Source organism: Streptosporangium amethystogenes subsp. fukuiense, assembly GCF_042665875.1.
GTDB lineage: Bacteria > Actinomycetota > Actinomycetes > Streptosporangiales > Streptosporangiaceae > Streptosporangium > Streptosporangium fukuiense.
Genome location: NZ_JBHTEE010000001.1, coordinates 6,117,706 through 6,131,445, shown reverse-complemented (window position 1 = coordinate 6,131,445; position 13,740 = coordinate 6,117,706). Strand labels below are relative to the sequence as shown.

16 protein-coding genes are annotated in these 13,740 nt (G+C 71.4%); 5 read left to right on the top strand and 11 right to left on the bottom strand.

Features of this window, described 5'->3' with window-relative positions:
* Positions 1 to 13 precede the first annotated feature (13 nt).
* From ACFQVD_RS26270 to ACFQVD_RS26235, 8 genes are all read right to left on the bottom strand, one after another.
* Complete coding sequence (locus tag ACFQVD_RS26270) at positions 14 to 1,465, bottom strand: hypothetical protein (protein ID WP_343982161.1); 1,452 nt, start codon at positions 1,463 to 1,465, stop codon at positions 14 to 16.
* Complete coding sequence (locus tag ACFQVD_RS26265) at positions 1,462 to 2,799, bottom strand: DUF2637 domain-containing protein (protein WP_343982164.1); 1,338 nt, start codon at positions 2,797 to 2,799, stop codon at positions 1,462 to 1,464. The genes ACFQVD_RS26270 and ACFQVD_RS26265 overlap by 4 nt, the downstream gene beginning before the upstream one ends.
* Positions 2,796 to 3,017: a hypothetical protein gene (locus tag ACFQVD_RS26260; RefSeq protein WP_343982167.1), complete on the bottom strand. Its 222-nt coding sequence runs from the start codon at positions 3,015 to 3,017 to the stop codon at positions 2,796 to 2,798. Before ACFQVD_RS26260 ends, ACFQVD_RS26265 begins: the two co-directional genes overlap by 4 nt.
* The gene (locus ACFQVD_RS26255) at positions 3,017 to 3,217 is read right to left on the bottom strand and encodes a hypothetical protein (RefSeq protein ID WP_343982170.1); all 201 of its coding nucleotides are present in this window, start codon (positions 3,215 to 3,217) and stop codon (positions 3,017 to 3,019) included. Before ACFQVD_RS26255 ends, ACFQVD_RS26260 begins: the two co-directional genes overlap by 1 nt.
* 80 nt (positions 3,218 to 3,297) lie before the next feature.
* Entirely contained in the window at positions 3,298 to 3,630 is a 333-nt protein-coding gene (locus ACFQVD_RS26250; protein ID WP_343982173.1) for a hypothetical protein, read from the bottom strand.
* Positions 3,627 to 3,854: a hypothetical protein gene (locus tag ACFQVD_RS26245; protein ID WP_343982175.1), complete on the bottom strand. Its 228-nt coding sequence runs from the start codon at positions 3,852 to 3,854 to the stop codon at positions 3,627 to 3,629. The genes ACFQVD_RS26250 and ACFQVD_RS26245 overlap by 4 nt, the downstream gene beginning before the upstream one ends.
* 211 nt (positions 3,855 to 4,065) lie before the next feature.
* Positions 4,066 to 4,257 (bottom strand): hypothetical protein, encoded by a 192-nt coding sequence (locus tag ACFQVD_RS26240; protein WP_343982178.1) that lies wholly within the window; start codon positions 4,255 to 4,257, stop codon positions 4,066 to 4,068.
* The gene (locus tag ACFQVD_RS26235; RefSeq protein ID WP_343982181.1) at positions 4,254 to 4,484 is read right to left on the bottom strand and encodes a hypothetical protein; all 231 of its coding nucleotides are present in this window, start codon (positions 4,482 to 4,484) and stop codon (positions 4,254 to 4,256) included. The genes ACFQVD_RS26240 and ACFQVD_RS26235 overlap by 4 nt, the downstream gene beginning before the upstream one ends.
* 191 nt (positions 4,485 to 4,675) lie before the next feature.
* On the opposite strand from ACFQVD_RS26235, the gene ACFQVD_RS26230 reads away from it, so the two are divergent.
* Complete coding sequence (locus ACFQVD_RS26230) at positions 4,676 to 4,930, top strand: winged helix-turn-helix domain-containing protein (RefSeq protein WP_386368679.1); 255 nt, start codon at positions 4,676 to 4,678, stop codon at positions 4,928 to 4,930.
* A 5-nt stretch (positions 4,931 to 4,935) separates the two neighbouring features.
* On the opposite strand, the gene ACFQVD_RS26225 is transcribed toward ACFQVD_RS26230, so the two are convergent.
* Positions 4,936 to 5,187, bottom strand: a complete 252-nt coding sequence (locus tag ACFQVD_RS26225; protein ID WP_343982186.1) for a hypothetical protein — start codon at positions 5,185 to 5,187, stop codon at positions 4,936 to 4,938.
* 151 nt (positions 5,188 to 5,338) lie between these two features.
* On the opposite strand from ACFQVD_RS26225, the gene ACFQVD_RS26220 reads away from it, so the two are divergent.
* From ACFQVD_RS26220 to ACFQVD_RS26210, 3 genes are all read left to right on the top strand, one after another.
* Positions 5,339 to 6,187 (top strand): helix-turn-helix domain-containing protein, encoded by an 849-nt coding sequence (locus ACFQVD_RS26220; protein WP_343982189.1) that lies wholly within the window; start codon positions 5,339 to 5,341, stop codon positions 6,185 to 6,187.
* A gap of 10 nt (positions 6,188 to 6,197) precedes the next feature.
* Positions 6,198 to 6,410 carry a DUF397 domain-containing protein gene (locus tag ACFQVD_RS26215; protein ID WP_343982192.1) on the top strand — a complete coding sequence of 71 codons (213 nt, stop codon included), beginning with the start codon at positions 6,198 to 6,200 and terminating at the stop codon, positions 6,408 to 6,410.
* A gap of 760 nt (positions 6,411 to 7,170) precedes the next feature.
* A complete protein-coding gene (locus ACFQVD_RS26210; RefSeq protein ID WP_343982195.1) occupies positions 7,171 to 7,584 on the top strand; it encodes a Fur family transcriptional regulator in 414 nt (137 codons plus the stop codon).
* Positions 7,585 to 7,610: 26 nt separating this feature from the next.
* On the opposite strand, the gene ACFQVD_RS26205 is transcribed toward ACFQVD_RS26210, so the two are convergent.
* Both ACFQVD_RS26205 and ACFQVD_RS26200 read right to left on the bottom strand, forming a co-directional pair.
* On the bottom strand, positions 7,611 to 10,550 hold the full coding sequence (locus ACFQVD_RS26205; protein ID WP_343982198.1) for a poly(A) polymerase: 2,940 nt from the start codon (positions 10,548 to 10,550) through the stop codon (positions 7,611 to 7,613).
* Between the two features lie 2 nt (positions 10,551 to 10,552).
* Positions 10,553 to 12,385 (bottom strand): RNA ligase family protein, encoded by a 1,833-nt coding sequence (locus ACFQVD_RS26200; RefSeq protein ID WP_364146816.1) that lies wholly within the window; start codon positions 12,383 to 12,385, stop codon positions 10,553 to 10,555.
* Positions 12,386 to 12,694: 309 nt separating this feature from the next.
* On the opposite strand from ACFQVD_RS26200, the gene ygfZ reads away from it, so the two are divergent.
* The gene (gene ygfZ, locus ACFQVD_RS26195) at positions 12,695 to 13,678 is read left to right on the top strand and encodes a CAF17-like 4Fe-4S cluster assembly/insertion protein YgfZ (protein WP_343968547.1); all 984 of its coding nucleotides are present in this window, start codon (positions 12,695 to 12,697) and stop codon (positions 13,676 to 13,678) included.
* Positions 13,679 to 13,740 lie beyond the last annotated feature (62 nt).

Sequence of the window (13,740 nt, the reverse complement as noted above, 5' to 3'; positions counted from 1 at the left end):
CAGGTTGAGCTGGTCAGACATTCCAGAAGTGCTCGCCGGCGCGCGGCGTTTCCCGGCGCCTGATGTCGTCGGCGTGGATCTTCCGGAAGCCGTTGGAGATCTGCTGGGCCATGGCGGAGGTTCGGGCGATGGAGGCGTAGAACTCGCCCATCATCTGCGTCACCCTGGTGTCGATCGGGTAGGCGGCGCCGAGGTTGGTGGTGTAGGTGCGCAGCGCCATGGCGACGTTTTCGGGGACCTGGTGGAGGTGGTCGAGGTCGCGCGACACAGCCCACATGTCCTGGGGCAGGTAGCGGGAGACCGAGCCGATCATGTCGGCGGACACGGCGATCAGCGGGGAGCCATTGGACATGAGGAAGTTCCTCCTTGGAGAGGGCCGGTGAGGGGCGCGCATCGGGAAGGTGCGGATGGGGGGCGGCTGCTCGGAAGCATCCGGTGTGGGCTGGGGAGCGGGTTGAGAAGCGGGCTGCTCGGGGGTGACAGGGTGGGGCTTGAGTAGGCCGAAGCGCTCGACCAACCCGCGGATGCGCCGCCACGCCGCGCTGACGTGAGGATGCGCTCGGCCGCCCACCTCGCTGGTGAGGTCACGGTCCAGCCGGCGCAGGGTCTGCCAGAGGCTGCGGATGCGTTGCGGCCGGGCGGCTCGGCAGGCGCGGCTTAGACGGCCTCCGGCGCGCTGGTCCAGCGACCGGGCTGCTTGGGCGATGCGTTTGCCTGCCCGGCTGGCCAGGTAGCCGGTGCGCTCGTCGAGCAGCCGGGACGCGGTGCGGGCGCGGGCCAGGCGGGGGGAGGCGTAGGCGCGGGTCGCCCGCCCGGCCTGGGCAAGGCGCTGCCCGGCGGCGTGGCTCGCCCGGCGGGCTGCTCGTAGCGGGGCCGTAGCAGCATGAGCGGCGGTCTGCGCCGGGGTGCGCACTCTGGCCCCGCGCGTCGAGGTCTGGCCGGCGGGGAACGTCATCCGCTTCCTCGCCTGGCTGCTGAGGGAACCGGTCAGCGACGGGGTACGGGCAGCGCGGCGACCGCCCGCCGTAGAGCGGTCCGCCGCCGAGCCGCTCGGCCGGCCGGGGGCGGAGAACATCGCCCGGCGACCAGACCTCGACGTGCCGAACAGGTCCTTGCCGCTGGTGCGGTTGGCCGAGGTCGAGCTCGTCGACCGGTCGCGCCTCTTGCGCGGGTGTGCCTGCCTCCACCGGTAGTAGCCGTACCCGCCCGCTCCGGCTGCCGCGGTGGCGCCTCCGGCGACGAGGCCGAGGACGCCGACCGTCTGGTACAGGCCGACGCCGCCCAGTGTGAGGACGGAGGCGGCGCCGACGGCGAGCTGCCCGGCCGGGGTACCGGCCTCACCCGGCACTCGGGCGGGCTGCTCGGGCTGCGCGGCGGGGGCAGACTGCGCGACCGGCTGCCACAGGTCAGGCTCCGGCTCCAAGACGGCCACCTCGGGTGACTCGACCGGCTGCTCGGTGGTCACCGCGGGCTCCCGTTCACCTTCGCGGTGGCTCGCGTTGTTCCCCTGCTGGACGACTCAGCGAGAACCCGCCGGGAAACGGCAGGGGAAACAGGAGGACCTTCATCAGGGAAGGTCCAACCCTTCGCAGAGAGTTCCTCTTTCGTTTCCCGAACGCGGTCGTAACCCCAGCTCTTGGAGAACCCGAACTCATCGCCAACGGCGAGCGCGGTGGGAACGACCTTGCGACGCCTGATGGACTCCCTGACGAAGTCGCGGGCGTGGTCATTGTCCTGCTCAGAGGGCTTCTTTGTTTCCTTCGGCGTTCCCGCTTCCGTTCCCGTTTCGTGCCCTTCAGTGGCCGGTTCCGGGGACCACTGGCCTGGGCCGAGTGGCGGAATGAGCGGGGTGAAGCGGGCTATGAACCGAGCGATGTTCTGCCGCGCTTCGGTTCCCTTCGGGTCCTCTCCGTCGAGGTCGTGGTAGACCGCCGCTAGGTGGGTCAGGGTCAGCTTCAGCGCGTCCGACTGCACCCCGATCAGTGCCCGCTCGGCGTCCCGGATCGTGTCCGCCGCGTTCCCCGCCGCGTTCCTCGCCCGGACAACCGCCAACGCCGCCTCCGGGGACTGCACGCCCTCGGCGACGCCGTACTTGAACGCCTCCCAGGTCTCGGATCGCAGGCTCGGGATGATCCACCGCAGCTTGCCGAACTTCGGTGCCCGCGCTTCCAACAGCCCTTGCTCGCGCAGTTGCTCGCGGTGCTTCCACGCCGAGTAGATCTGCCACAGCACCGGCGACAGGACCGAAGCCCCGCCGAACACGACGGCTAGGTCATCGGTGGAGGGGTGGCCTTGGTTGTGGCTGTAGTTGATCCAGCCGACCACGGCGCCGATCGCGTAGGAGAAGATCCTCAGCCCCCACGCGGAGTCGCCCTTGACGAGCTTGTCGTGGGCGTAGAAGCCGATGTTGATGGCCAGGGATTCGGTGGCCAGTGCGATCGGTACCGCGGCCCACCACTCCCAGTCGAGGCCGAGGTGCAGGGCGAGGACTTGGCCGACGACGGCGAGGACGTTGACCGCGACGTTCGCGCCGGCCAGCACCACAGCGCGGCTGACGCGGCTGCGGAAGTGGCGCCGCTTGGTCTTGCGCTTCTCGGTTTCCTGCTCGGCCAGGCGGCCTTGCTCGGCGGTGAGCTGGGCGCGGACCTTGAGCTTCTCCTGCTCAGCTTCGAGGTGCTCCAGGTCGCGCTGGTCGCGGGCGCGCTGTGCTTCGATGCTGGCGCGGGCGGCCAGCTGCTCGGCGGCGGCCTTGTCCGCGGCGCGCTCAGCACGGCTCCGCAGCAGGCGCCGGGGCATCATGCGCCCACCTCCGACTCCGAGGAGGGCAGGACGTTGGGCTCGGCGGAGAAGAACACGATGTTGGCGCCCTCGAACCCTTCGGGGGCCTTCTGGAATGCCCAGTTCAGCAGCCCCTTGCGGGTGTTGCCCGGGTTCGCCTTGACGATCCGGTTGATCGTGGCGTAGTTCCCGCCGTCCTCCGCGGACTGGGCGAGCGTCAGGATGACGTGGAACTCCATCACCGGCCGCCCTTCCGCACCTGCTGCTGGTAGATGTCGCGGCAGGAGGCGCCGGGGATGCTGTCGGGCCAGCCGGAGGGCTGCTCCCCGCTCGGACGCTGGGCGGCGGGCCGGAGGGTGCGGCTGTGCAGGAGAGGGAGACTGGCCGGGTCCGGACTCGCGGGTGACGCGGGGGTAGTCGTGGCGTTACGGTCGTTCATCGTTCGGGCTCCAGGTTGAGTGGGGCTCGGGCCTTGTAGAAGCCCCGCTGGCGTTGGCGCGCTGGCGGGGTCTTCTGCGTTCAGGGGGTGGTCGGGGGGTTCCGGAGTTTGTCGAGGAGCCGCTGCACTTTCCGGTCCGCTCGCCGGGGGAGGCCGAGCGGGTCACGGTCGGCACGCCACACGAGGCGTCCCGCAGGCAGTTGGCGGCGCCAGCGGCGGGTGACCCAGGCGCCGTCGGGAAGCCGGTAGACGACGACGGCGTCAGTGGCGTTGCCGAATACCTGTTGCAGGGCTCGTGTCCGGCGGGCTTGGGCTCGGGCCGCGGCGGGGCTGTCGAGGTTGGGGGTCACGGTGGGGTGTCGGTCGGGTCCGGGTGTCCACCGGACCCCGTGCTCGATCTCTGGGGCGTTCATCGCTGCTCTCCCGGCCGGGCTGGCGGCGCCGGGGTGACGGGCCGGTGATCGGAGGGGCGGCAGTGCAGCGACAGATTCCCGTAGAGGCGTGTGGCATCCGGGATGGAGACGCACAGTCCTGCGGCGTTCGTGAGCAGCAGTTCGATGCTGGGGTGGCCGTGCACGAACCACAGATGCTGGATCTTCTGTGAGGCGACAATGTCGCCAGGCCGGAAGACGGTCACGCGCTCTCCTCGGGTGGGTGGGTAGTGGAGGGTTCCCGCCCCTGATCGGGGAAGACGGGGGCGGGAACCCCAGCCCCGGCGTGTGCCGGGGGCGTGTGGGTGGCCTCGCGCCCCTCCGCGCGAGACCACCGCCCTCCCAGGGGCAGGCGCGCTGCCCTTGGAGGGGTTGTGCACCGGCCGCCACCACCCTCTGGCAAGGGCGGCCGGTAGATCAGGAAGGCGGGGTGTGCGGGCCGTAGGCGACGCCCATAGACACGTTCCGCTTGCACTGTCCCGGGCCGAGATCGCCTTCCCGGGTGCCCCAGAAGTAGCCGATGTACAGGGACCACATCCGCTCCAGCGGCAACCCGCACTTCTGGCAGACGAAGGGGCGGAAGTGCGGTCCGGGAGGGGGTGCTGTCACAACGGGCCTGCCCTCGCTGCCCGCTCCTGCTGCTCGGTCAGGAGCTCGTCCAGGGCGTCGGAGTTGCTGGCGTCCACCATGCGGTTGCACCTAGCGCGGCCCTGCGCCTCGGTGACCGGTGTGCGGCGGGTGGCGTACCAGTGGCCGCGGTCGCTGCGCCAGATCCGCCAGTCGGGGAACTTCGCGGCGAGCCGGTCGAGGGCGGTTACCTCGGTGTCGGCGGTCATGAGGTCACCGCCGAGAGGAGGGGCGGCCCCCACTGGGTGTCGCGCGCGGTAGGGCGCGAGTGGGGGCCGCCGGCCTTGGGGTGCGACAGTGGCATGTCACACATCGGTCCATGGTGGTCCATGACAGTCCACAGACTGTCATGGCCTTCCCTGACAAGGCATGGAAGACAGTGACGGTCTACCTTCGCTTCATGATCCACTTCGTGTTCGCCGACTACGAGACTCGCTGGGAGCAGATGTACGGCGAACTTGTGAGGCGCATACGGGGCGGCGTTTACAAAGAACGCCACCCGATCCCCAGCCTGGTGCACCTGGTGCAAGAGTTCGAGGTCTCGCGAGGCACCGCGCTGAAGGTCACCACGCGCCTGGCCGATGAGGGCTACGTGCGCGCAATCCCGGGCCGAGGCACCTATGTGCTGCCCCGGGATGGGTGGCCGGAAGAGTAGACGCATCACGACGTGACCATCAATGGCGAGGTGACGAGCTCGATCCGCTTGCACTTCTGCTTGAGCAACTCGGAGCGGAGATCGCCCGGGGTGTCTCCATCTACGGTGGCTGAGCAGCCCCCCAGGACCTGCTGGTGGGTGACGTGGCTGTCCCATGCCCACCAACGGCCCTTGTCGGAACGGAAGACGTTCCAGCCGGGGAAGTCTGCTTCGATTCCTTTGACCACCTGGGCCAAGTCCTGAGCAGGCGTCATCATTGCCTCACTCCCGGTAGCGGGTGTTGGCTGCAATACTCCTAGCTGCGCCACCAAGTTGCAAGTGATAACTTCATATCTACAGCTTCATATAGACGGAATCGCCGGGTTTCTGTTCGAAGCGGAAGTTCCGTGCGCGGTGAGAAGAGGTGTCATGACGACGTACAGCCCCACCATTCAGAGGTTCGTCCTGGCCGCTGAGCTCAAGCGCCTGCGGGAAGCCGCAGGCATGGACTCAACCAAGGTCGCCAAGCAGCAAGGGTGGGATCCTTCGAAGGTCTCCCGGCTGGAAAACGCCAAGTCCAAGCGCCCCGCCTTGCGTGACGTCTCCGATCTGCTCACCATGTACGGCGTCACCGACGACCGCGAACGCGAGGCGATCCTGGCGCTCGCCCGCGCATCTCGCGAGCGCGGCTGGTGGACCGCCTACGCCGACGTCTTCAAGGGGCTGCTCCCAGACCTGGAAGCGGGCGCGACGCAGATACAGGGCATCGAGACGGTGCTCGTCCCCGGCCTGCTCCAGACGCCCGCCTACGCAGAAGCGGTGTTCCGTGCCGGCCGCGTGCTCGACGACGAAGGCGTACGGCGTCACGTCGAAGGACGCATGGCCCGCCAGAAGATCCTCTGGCGCGACAGCCCGCCTGTCTTGTGGGCAGTCATCGACGAAGCCGCCTTGAGGAAGCTGGTCGGCGGCCCCGAGGTGATGCGCGAGCAGCTGCGCCACCTCGTCGAGGTAGCGCGTCGGCCCGCGGTTAACATCCAGGTGTTCCCTGACAAGGCGGGCGCGCACGCTGCGATGGTTGCGCCGTTTACGATCTTCAATTTCGCCACGGAGCAGTACCCATCTCTCGTATACATGGAGACGCCCACGAACCCTGTGTACCAAGACGACCGAGAGGAGGTCGAGCATTACGACGTCATCTACAGGCAGGTAGTAGCCGAAGCGCTGCCTGTTGAGGAGTCTGTGAGATATATGGCCGAACTGGCCGATCAACTCAAGTAGGGCGAGGATCATGAAATCAACCCACGAAAACCCCGTCATTGAGGGGGCGTTCGTCAAGAGCACCCTCAGCGACAACTCCGGCAACTGCGTTGAGGTCGCCCCCACCCGGGGCGGCGGGCGCGCGGTCCGCGACAGCAAGGACCCCAGCGGACCCGTCCTGTACTTCACGCCTAGCGAGTGGAGCGCATTCCTAGGAGGCGTGAAGCTGGGCGAGTTCAGCTGATACGCCCCCTTCGCAGAGCGAGCCCCCGGCCATCCCGCCGGGGGCTCGCTTTTTGATCAACCCTCAGGGGGATCAATCAACCCACGTGAATCGTAGATCGGTTCGCACGCTGAGGGCTAGGAGCATCTGGGGGCGCACTGAGACTCGTGGCGAGGGGCGCGGAGAAAGGGCTCCCGATGGGAACAAGATGGGAACACAAGGCCCGTAGACAGCCAGATATGTCCAGATATTTCCGGGGTGCGAGTAAACCGAATGACCTGCGACAAGGAGGATAACCCCAGGTCCGACCCTGCCCTTTAGCGGACAGCCACCTCGCTAGCCCAACTATGATCAACCATTGTTCGGACCACCTCCTTTCGGCGTGCCTGTACGTTATGAAATCTCACGCCGCCGAGGCAAACGAATATTCTCCGTCCCGCCGAGCTGAGGCTCCGGCCCCAAAGCCGATCCCCTGACCAGGCCCGACACGGCCTGGTGGGAGCGGGGGGCGGGCAAGCGAGAACTGGTCGGTGAAGCGCTCGGCTCGCCGGCACCGGGAGACCTGACCGATCGCGCGCGGTTCTGGGACGGGCTGCGGGGGTTGCGGGAATCCTTCGACCAGTCGATGACGGAGCGGGTGGAGAAGGCCGCGCGGCGGCTCCAGGACCTGGACCAGCCTCTCGGAAGCCGAAACGGTGTCCCGGCCTCCGGGGCCGTCCGGCGTACCTGTCCCGTGGCGGAGGGCGTTCACCGGCATGACGACTGCTCTTAGACTCTGGACATGACCGAGACGTCGTGGCATGAGGAACTGCGGGCCCGTGGTTACCGGGTCACTCCGCAACGCCAGCTGGTGCTTGAGGCGGTCAAGGCCTGCGAGCACGCCACCCCGGAGGAGATCTGCAACCGGGTGCGGGAGACCGCTCGCGGAGTGAACATCTCGACCGTCTACCGGACCCTTGAGCTCCTTGAGGAGCTCGGCATGGTCACCCACTCCCATCTCGGGCACGGTGCCCCCACCTACCACCTGACCTCCGAGGCCGATCACGTGCACCTGGTCTGCCGCGGCTGCGGGGAGATCAGCGAGGTCAGTCCGGACCTGGTGGAGAGCTTCGTCGGCAACCTCGACCAGAAGCTCGGGTTCGTCACCGACGTGCACCACCTGACGGTCTTCGGCCGCTGCCGGAACTGCCGCTAGCGGCGGGAACCCGGATCGGGGTGTGATCAGCGGAGCGTCGGCACCTCGCCGCCCGCCACCCACTCGACGTCGACTCCGCGCAGGCCCGCCGCCCACGGAGCGGTCGTCTCGGCCAGCGTGGCCGCGTCCGGCGGCGTGCGGCCGAGCCCGATCGCGAACCGGGCCGTTCCCGGCCCGGCCTCGAACGGCCTGGGCCAGGCGTGCGCGTCCCGTACCCCCGCGCGTTCCAGGGAGGTGAGCAGCGCACGCACCCGGCCCCGGACGCGGCCCAGTGTCACGGCGAACCTCTCGGCCCGCTCGTCCCTCACGGTCACCACCGCCCACGCGGCGTGCCGCCGGTGCGACGGCGGCGCCGACAGCAACTCCTCCCGGGGGCTCCGGCCGGTCCGCGCCGCCTCCTCCACGATCTCCCAGGCGGTGTAGAGCTCCTGTGCCAGCAGATCCCGCCCGCCGGCGCCGACCTGTTCACTGCACAGGCGGACGGGGGGCGTGGGGGTCGTGACCGACACGGCCGCGCCGGACCCTCCGCCCGGCGGCCCGCCCGGTGCCTCCGGCCACAGGCCGACCGGCCGGCGCCAGTCCCACGCGGCCCAGGTACCGAAGAAGTGCCGGAGCAGGTCGCCGGGAGGAAGATCCCCGGATTCGCACACCGTCCGCGCCGCGAGGATGGTCCAGGCCAGGCCCGGCAACCCGCCGAACGGGGCCGAGTCCAGCCCGCGCGCCCTCGCCCATGCCTTCACCTCCCGGGCCAGCCCGGCGAAGGCGGCGCGGTTCGCGCCGACCGCGGCGAGCACGGCGTCGGCGTCGCTGACCGCGCTCAACGCGATCGCCGAGGCCTCGTCCAGCTCCGTACGGCGCGACACCGCCTCGGCGGGGAGGACGCCCGTCACCGCCACGACGGCCAGATCGACGTCCAGTCCGTCGATCCGCAACCGGAGGCCGGGCACCCTGGCGCCGGTCACCCTCCGCAGCCCGGTCGCCTCCGGCAGTGCCGCCCGCACCCGTGCCTCGACGCCCGCGGGGGCGACCGCCGCGGGCAGCGCCACCACCAGGTCCAGGTCCGCGTCGGCCAGGGCGCAGTCCAGGCGTCGCGACCCGGTGACGTGCACGACCCCCTCGGCCAACGAGACCCGCAGCCGCGCCACGACCTCCCGCGTCACGGCGTCGCCGTGACGCTCCCGTATCTTGGAGCCGTCCTGCGCGCGGGGGCTGTCCTTCCCCGACCCCGGGGCGTCCCCGGGGGTGCGCGCCGGGGCCGGCGGGGCGTCGGGCGCGGGTGTCTCACGGTCGAGCCAGCGCACCTCGCCCGTTCCGAGAGCGACGGTCGCCCGGGGCCGCATGGGCTCCGCACCCCGGCGTGACAGCAGGACCAGCTCGCCGACCCGCACCGACCCGCCGCCCAGCCGTGCCGCGCAGTCGGCGACGAGCCGTTCGGGATCCCGGACCCTTCCCAGGGTCAGGTGCGGGGTGTAGCCCTCCGAGCGGCCCCGGCAGCGGGGGAATCCGCGCTCCAGCGCGCCGCGCAGCGCGGCCCACGGTTCGGCTCCGCCCGCGGCCGGGTCGAGCCAGACCGTGGAGCCGTCACGGTGGGAGAAGGCGTGCACGCCCTCCAACCGGGCGGTGAACGGGGGGATCGCGGCCGCGGCGGCGGCCAGGAGAGGGGCCGCCTCCTCGAAGTCGGCCTCCGGTACGAAACCGAACATCACCGTGACGTGCGGTGGCCACCTGTGGATCTGCGGATCGTGCTTCCGGCGGATCTCCTGGATCGCCGGCCAGAGTTCCCGCGGCGGGATCCAGGCCAGCGCGGTCCGTGCCGTCGGGCGCGCGTCGAGGACGCCGGAGACGCCGAGGGCATCGTGCTCGCCGATGGCGACGTCGGCGGCGACGGCGTAGTGGTCCGACGCGAACAGGCCGTCCGGTGTCGGAACGTCACCCCGTACGGCCGCGGTCGTGACGCGCAGGTCGTGACCGCGCAGCAGGACGCGGTCGAGCCGGGAGGCGCGGCCGGAGAGCGAGGAGAGGGCCGCCAGCGGATTGACCCGCGGATCGAAGGTGGCGGTCGCGTCATCGGGGCCGTGGACCTCGGTCCAGGCGTCTCGCAGGCCCAGCACCTCGGCGGGCCGGCCCCCGCCGTCGTTGAGATCGCCCAGCAGGATCACATCCCCGTCCACACCGAGCAGCGCCTCGGCGAGCCGGGCGAGTTCGGCCTCGCGCCGGGCGGGGCCGTCGTCGGTGTGGTCGCTGGTCAGATGCGTGGCGGCCACCACGACCGGCCCGGCGGCGGACTCCACCGTGACGGCCACGACGGCCTTGTGCGGGCCGAGGACGTGCAGGCCCACCTCTCGAACGGGCAGGCGGGTCAGCAGGAGGAGGCCGGCCTCGTCGACGTCCTGGCCGGCCGGGTCGGTGCTCAGCGTGTAACCGGAGCGGATCCACGGGGTCCGCAGCAGCATGCCGAGCAGCTCCGCCTCGACCTCCTGCAGCGCGATGACGTCCGCGTCGGCCCGCCCCAGCTCCTCCAGCAGCAGCGGCCGGCGCCGCGCGGTGTCCAGCCGGTCGCTGTCGTAGCGATCCCACAGGGTGTTCCAGGTCAGCACGCGCAGGTGCGCCGTCGTGGGCGCGGCCCCGGCCGGCACGGGGGGCGCGGGACGCCAGCCCGCGACCGGATCCCACCCGAACGGCGTCCTGGCCGCGAAGAACGGCGCCCGGAGCCTGCGCGGATCCCGTACCCGGCCGGCCTGCGACGAGTCGATGCGGTCCAGGCCCGCCGACCGGTCCCAGACCCTCTCGCCGTCGGCCTCGACGAACAGGATCCGGTGCCACGGGATGTCGCCTCCCGGCACGAACGCGGGCAGTGGCACGCGCTTGGGCGAGGCCCCGCGCACCCTGATGCCCAGGACGAACCGCGCCGGGTCGAACCGCGGATCCCAGTGGATCCGGTGGAAGATCTCCTCACTCGTACGCATGATCATTCCTCATCGCCGTCGAGGGCTCCGGCGACGTCGAGGACGTTCCCCTCCGGCCCGATGTACCAGGTGCGGTGTGCCTCTCCCGGATAGGGCGGGGAGAAGCGGTGAAGCTGGGCGGAGAGCACCTCCGGCGGCACCGGGTGCGCCCTGCCCACGTTACGCCGGGCCAGCACGTCGCCGGGGACCAGCATGACCGCCTGCGTCGTCAGCGCGTCGCGCCCGCGGGCCACGGTGCGCACCAGGGAGCGCTGGTGCCGGTTCAGGGCCGTGGCGTCCCACACGACGGTTCCGCCGCCGGCCAGGAGCGCGTCGAGCCGGTGCAGACCCTCGCGGAGGATCGCCGGGTTGGCCCGCTGGTCGGACCGGGACCCCCGGGCCTGGCGCAGGTCGTCGAGCGCGACGACGGCCCCGGCGCCCGGGAGGCCGCGGGCGAACGTGCTCTTCCCGCTGCCCGACGGGCCGACCATCACGACGAGCCGGGGAAACCGGCCGGACCGCCAGCGCCCGCTCACCGCCAGGCCCCCCTCGGCCGTGGTGATCCGGCCCAGCGCGTAGGACTCCCGCGTCTCGGCCCAGCACCGGTCCGCCACGTCGGGATCGCACCCGCCGAGCGCCTGACGCAGGCCCAGGCGCAGCGGCTCCAGCGGCGCCTCGCCGAGCAGCCCGGCCTCGTCGGCGTGGAGCTCGGACCAGCCGACCTGCTCGCGCGCCTCGGCGGCCTCATCGTCGGCGCGCCCGGTCAGGGGCGCGGCGGCGACCGCGTGCAGGACCCCAAGATCCGCCGCGGCCGTCAGCCGTACCAGACCTGTCCTGCGCTCCTCGTCGGGGAAGGGGCGGTGCAGGCGGGTGCTCAGCTCGGCCAGGTCGGCGACCCGCCGGGCCAGGGGCATGCCGAGGGGGGCCACCAGGGCGGACGCCAGCCAGGCCCGGCGCGTGCCGTGGAACAGGGTGGCCAGGACGCCCGCCAGCCGGGCGTCCCCCGTCCGGCCGAGCAGGTCGAGCCTGGCGGAGACGTCGGCCACGGCCGCCTCGACGGGCTCGGCGGCCGCCGGAATCACGGGCCCCGCCGGGGCACCGGTCGCCGTGGCCGACCGTCGTGCCGCTTCCGGGGAGCCCGCCCCAGGTCCCGCCGGGTCACCGGCGCTCATCCCCGTCGCCGCGATGAGCGCCGGCACGTCCGGATCGGCCCCCGAGCGCACCTCCCACAGTGCGGCGGCCGGTCCCAGGCCGTTCTCGACGACAGGCGCGAGCATCCAGTGCCCGGTCGTCCGGACATGTCGTGGACGCACCCATTTGGCGATGCGGTGGGCGAATGCCTCCCGGTGGAATCCGGCGGTCGTTCGTACGACGTACCCTTCCCGCCGCGCCGTGTCCAGGCGCAGGGCCCGTAGCGCCCGCTCGTCGAAGGTGCCGCGCCACAGCACCGGCGGAACCGGGATCCCCAGCCGCCGGGTCAGGCGCACCGTGCTGTCCCAGTCGAGGCAGTGGTCACCGTCCCAGACGGAGAAGGCGTAGAACCAGCTCTCCAGGTCCCGGTACTCGATCGAGTGCCGGGCGTAGAGGTTCTCACCGCATATCCGTCGGCCCGGTGGGAGGAACCGGGCGATCCTGCCATGCAGGGCCTTGACCCACGCGCGGGACGGATGGTGCGCCGAGTCCAGCGAACGGGCGTGCACCCCGTCGGAGTACACGGTGGTGTTCTCCCCGTCGAGCTTCTCGGTGACGACGACCTCCCGGCCGGCCAGCCCCGACAGGCCGTCGGCGTGTACGTCGTCCGAGGCGGCCCCGGGAGACCAGGGCAGGTGAGGGGTGCGGGGATAGTGCACTCGCATGATCCGCTCCCGATGACGACGCCGCGTTCCGGCGACTGTACGGGGAGGGGGAGGAGCGGATCCACAGGATAACCGCGTGGCCCGGCCTGGCCCGCGCCCGGATCGTGCCGGTCGGCATGAGTCGGCCTCACCGCCGGGGTAGGCGCGCCCGTTGATCCTCCGGAGGCGCTTCGCCCCTGGGCCGCCCCGATCCGCGGGCGTTCCTGAATCCCGCGGCCCCCGGATTCCGTGGACGCCTCCGGAATTCCGCCCCGGGGCGGTGGCGGAGCCGCCACCGCCCCGCTCGGTGCGGCCTCGTAGGCTGTGTACATGCGAAGCCCTCTGCTGGACACCCCCGGCGCGGTCGCGGCCGAGGCCCCCGACGCCGATGTCGCCGGACACTACGGCGACCCGTTCGCCGAGCAGCGCGCGCTGCTCGCCGGAGAGGCGATGGTCGACCGGAGCAACCGCGAGGTCGTCCGGATCTCCGGGCCCGACCGTCTGAGCTGGCTCAACAGCCTCAGCTCACAGAAACTCGACGACCTGAAACCCGGTCGGCCCACCGAGACGCTGCTGCTGGACGCCCAGGGCAGGGTGGAGCACCACCTCGTCCTCGTCGACGACGGCGCGGCCGTCTGGGCGCATGTCGAGCCGGGCACCGGTGCGGAGCTGGCCGGGTTCCTCGACAAGATGCGGTTCATGCTGAGGGTCGAGGTCACCGACGTGACGGATCGCTACGCCGTGGTCTCCGTGCTGGGGGAGACGCCGCCCGATCTGCCCGAGGGGGCCGTCGTGGTGGGGCGTGACATCCTGCTCCCGCGCGCGGAACTGGCGCGGGGGCTCGGGCTGAGGCTCGCCGGGCTCTGGGCGTACGAGGCGCTGCGGATCGAGGAGCACCGTCCCCGGCTGGGTTTCGAGACCGACCACAAGACGATCCCGCACGAGGTGGGCTGGATCGGCACGGCCCTGCACCTCAGCAAGGGCTGCTACAAGGGACAGGAGACCGTGGCCCGCGTCCACAACCTGGGCCACCCTCCGCGCCGCCTGGTCTTCCTGCACCTGGACGGCAGCGTCGACACCCTGCCGAAGCACGGTGCCCCCGTGACGTACGACGGCGCTGAGGTCGGCTCCGTCGGCAGCGCCGCGCGCCACCACGAGCTGGGCCCGATCGCGCTGGCCGTGGTCAAGCGGACGGTGCCGGTGGACGCCACCCTGGAGGCCGGCGGGGTGGCCGCGTCCCAGGAGGTCATCGTGCCGCCGGACGCCGGGCGCAACGTCCAGATCGACCCTGCCCTGCGCCGCCGCATCCGCTGACGGCACGGCGTCATCGGCTCACCGGGGCCCGGGCGGTCTTCCCGGGCGCCGGCTTCCGGTCT

Bases quoted from the DNA above. Each gene is read 5' to 3' on its own strand.
- ACFQVD_RS26265 (WP_343982164.1), bottom strand. From the start codon at position 2,799: ATGATGCCCCGGCGCCTGCTGCGGAGCCGTGCTGAGCGCGCCGCGGAC.
- ACFQVD_RS26260 (WP_343982167.1), bottom strand. From the start codon at position 3,017: ATGGAGTTCCACGTCATCCTGACGCTCGCCCAGTCCGCGGAGGACGGC.
- ACFQVD_RS26255 (WP_343982170.1), bottom strand. From the start codon at position 3,217: ATGAACGACCGTAACGCCACGACTACCCCCGCGTCACCCGCGAGTCCG.
- ACFQVD_RS26250 (WP_343982173.1), bottom strand. From the start codon at position 3,630: ATGAACGCCCCAGAGATCGAGCACGGGGTCCGGTGGACACCCGGACCC.
- ACFQVD_RS26235 (WP_343982181.1), bottom strand. From the start codon at position 4,484: ATGACCGCCGACACCGAGGTAACCGCCCTCGACCGGCTCGCCGCGAAG.
- ACFQVD_RS26230 (WP_386368679.1), top strand. From the start codon at position 4,676: ATGATCCACTTCGTGTTCGCCGACTACGAGACTCGCTGGGAGCAGATG.
- ACFQVD_RS26225 (WP_343982186.1), bottom strand. From the start codon at position 5,187: ATGATGACGCCTGCTCAGGACTTGGCCCAGGTGGTCAAAGGAATCGAA.
- ACFQVD_RS26220 (WP_343982189.1), top strand. From the start codon at position 5,339: ATGACGACGTACAGCCCCACCATTCAGAGGTTCGTCCTGGCCGCTGAG.
- ACFQVD_RS26215 (WP_343982192.1), top strand. From the start codon at position 6,198: ATGAAATCAACCCACGAAAACCCCGTCATTGAGGGGGCGTTCGTCAAG.
- ACFQVD_RS26210 (WP_343982195.1), top strand. From the start codon at position 7,171: ATGACCGAGACGTCGTGGCATGAGGAACTGCGGGCCCGTGGTTACCGG.
- ACFQVD_RS26205 (WP_343982198.1), bottom strand. From the start codon at position 10,550: ATGCGTACGAGTGAGGAGATCTTCCACCGGATCCACTGGGATCCGCGG.
- ACFQVD_RS26200 (WP_364146816.1), bottom strand. From the start codon at position 12,385: ATGCGAGTGCACTATCCCCGCACCCCTCACCTGCCCTGGTCTCCCGGG.
- ygfZ (WP_343968547.1), top strand. From the start codon at position 12,695: ATGCGAAGCCCTCTGCTGGACACCCCCGGCGCGGTCGCGGCCGAGGCC.